The following is a 2,543-nucleotide window of genomic DNA, read 5'->3' on the forward strand; positions in this document are numbered from 1 at the left end:
CGCCTCTTGCTTGAATTCCAGCGTGTAACGCGCCCTTGCCGTAACTGCCTTTGCCTTCGTCATTTCGTTTCCTCTTGCTTGGATTGGACCACTTAGCAAGGGATACGTTTTTCAGGGACAAGGTCAGCTCGTCTCAACGTGAAACGAATTGTGAAGACCGGAACAAAACCCAAACATCAGCCCAAATCCGTCTCTTCTGTCTCCCTCCCACACCTCCCCTTGTCAGGCTTTTTCCTACAAGCCCCGGGCACTCATCTGGCTCAGCCCGGCAATTCCCCCTCTTATCGAACCATGCCGTCTTGTCAGGCTTGGCAGACTTCACGCACGCAAACAAACACAGCGGAGCAGCCGGATGATTCCACGCACCCTGCATGTGATCTGGGTCGGTGATGAATCGAAACGCCCGGACAACTGCATCTCGACCTGGGTCAACAAGAACCCGGATTGGCAGGTCAAGCTTTGGGGCAATCAGGACCTGGCCGAATACGGCTGGATCAATGCCGCCCATATGCGTGACATGGCCAAGCGCGAGCTCAACGGCGTGGCCGACCTGATGCGCTGGGAGATTCTCTACAACGAGGGCGGCTTCGTGGTCGATGCCGACAGCATCTGCCGCCGCCCGCTGGAGCCCTGGCTGTTCGAAGCCGAGGCCTTCGCCTGCTGGGAAAACGAGCTGGCCCGTCCCGGCCTGATCGCCGCCGGCTATGTGGCTTCAGTGCCTGACAACCCCTTCTTCGGCCAGATGATCCTGGACCTGCAGAAGGAGCCGACCGTCGTCGACCGCATGGCCTGGGAGAGCGTGGGCCCGCTGTTCCTGACCGAGTGCCATCGCGCCTACCAGTACAGCGGCCTGACGATCTGGCCCAGCCACTTCTTCATTCCGCAACACTTCACCGGCGCGGCCTACAGCGGCCCGGGTCAAGTGTTTGCCGACCAGGCCTGGGGCAGCACGCTGCAGGCCTATGACGAACTGCACAAACGCCAAGTGGCCTGAAAGAGACCATGAGCACCCACAACGCCGCAAGCCCGATGGTGTCGCCGCTGGAGCTGAGCCACCAGCCTTACTTCGTGCAGAAGCAGCAGGTCAGCGAAGCGCTGATCGGCCGCGCACGCCTGGACGTGTTCTCAGAGCTGTGCAGCGGCAAGCGCGTGCTGCATGTGGGCTGCGTGGACTGGCCCATCACCAACCTGCAGAACTCGCTGCATCTGCAACTGGACAAGATCTGCGAGGTGGACGGTTTCGACATCAACACCGAGGCCTTCGCTCAAATGCAGCCCCACCTGCGCGGCCGGCTGTACTCGCGCTGGGAAGACGTACCGCACCACTACGACCTGGTACTGGTGCCCGAGGTACTGGAGCATGTGCCGGATGTGCTGGGCTTCTTCCGCGAGCTGGATGCCATCGGCGCCGCCGAATACGTGATCACCGTGCCGGACGCCTACAGCTGCATGCGCCGGCACTTCGACTACAACGCCGGCGCACAGACCTTCGTCGAGGTGGTGCACCCGGATCACAACTGCTGGTACACGCCCTTCACGCTGTCCAACGTGCTGCGCAAATACACGCCATGGCAGTTGCAGGGCCTGTGGTTCTTCAACCGCATGTCGCTGCTGGCCATGGCCACGCGCGCCAGCGCGGGCTGATGAAGCCCACGCGCCCCATGGCCTACACGGCCCCCAGCGCGCTGCTGCAGCAAGCGCAGCAGCATCTGAGCCGCCAGGACTGGGCGCGCGCCGCACCGCTGCTTGAGCAGGCGCTGCAGCGGCAGGCTGACGCCACGCTGTGGCTGGCACTGGCGCAGACGCGCGCCAAGCTGGGCCAGCAGCAGGCCTCGCTGGATGCGGCATTGGCGGCCCTGCAAATGCAGCCGGAAAACCTGCCCGCCGCACTGGCTGCGGCACAGGCCGCGCTGGCCTTGCAGCAGCATGCGCTGTGCATCGAGCTGCTGCAGTCCCAGCCAGGCCTTGCACAGTCGAATCCTGGCCAGCGCCTGCTGGGCGAAGCCTTGCGCCGCAGTGGCCAGCCTGCCGACGCCTTCGGCGCCTTGATGCACGCACTGGCACTGCGCCCGGACGACATCGACGCCCACCAGCAACTGGGCTTCACGCTGCAGGCCCTGCAGATGCAGGGCGAAGCGGCTGAGTGCTTCCGCACCGTCACACTGCTTTCGCCCCAGGCCGTCATGCCGCGCGCCTATCTTCTGCATGCCGAGCAGCACAGCGCACGTTGGCTGCAGCACGACAGCGATCTGCAAGCCCTGCATCAGGCACTGGCGGCAAAGCCGGAGGGCGCCGCCGACGAATTCTGCGTGCCCTTCGCCTTGATCGGCGTGCCGCACAGTCCGGCCGAACTGCTCAAGTCCGCGCGCATCAGCAGCCGCTTCCTCAGCCGCGGATTGCAGCCGCTGCCGCCGCGGGCCGCGCAGCCGGCCAACGGGTGCCGCCTGCGCATCGGCTATCTGTCGGCTGATTTCCACGAACACGCCACGGCCGCGCTGCTGGTTGAAGTGCTGGAGTCGCGCAACCGCGAGCGTTTCGAGGTG

2 protein-coding genes and 1 pseudogene are annotated in these 2,543 nt (G+C 64.3%); all 3 read left to right on the forward strand.

The window, feature by feature from the left end; translation table 11 throughout:
- The first annotated feature begins 352 nt into the window (after positions 1-352).
- Entirely contained in the window at positions 353-994 is a 642-nt protein-coding gene (locus ACIQ67_RS20665) for a glycosyltransferase family 32 protein (RefSeq protein ID WP_397536252.1), read from the forward strand.
- 8 nt (positions 995-1,002) lie between these two features.
- Entirely contained in the window at positions 1,003-1,644 is a 642-nt protein-coding gene (locus ACIQ67_RS20670) for a class I SAM-dependent methyltransferase (protein WP_397536253.1), read from the forward strand.
- A gap of 17 nt (positions 1,645-1,661) precedes the next feature.
- Positions 1,662-2,543, forward strand: a pseudogene (locus ACIQ67_RS20675) (hypothetical protein); the annotation flags it as partial.

Source organism: Roseateles sp., assembly GCF_044373315.1.
Taxonomy (GTDB): Bacteria; Pseudomonadota; Gammaproteobacteria; order Burkholderiales; family Burkholderiaceae_C; genus JACDQM01.

Bases quoted from the DNA above. Each gene is read 5' to 3' on its own strand.
- ACIQ67_RS20665 (WP_397536252.1), top strand. From the start codon at position 353: ATGATTCCACGCACCCTGCATGTGATCTGGGTCGGTGATGAATCGAAA.
- ACIQ67_RS20670 (WP_397536253.1), top strand. From the start codon at position 1,003: ATGAGCACCCACAACGCCGCAAGCCCGATGGTGTCGCCGCTGGAGCTG.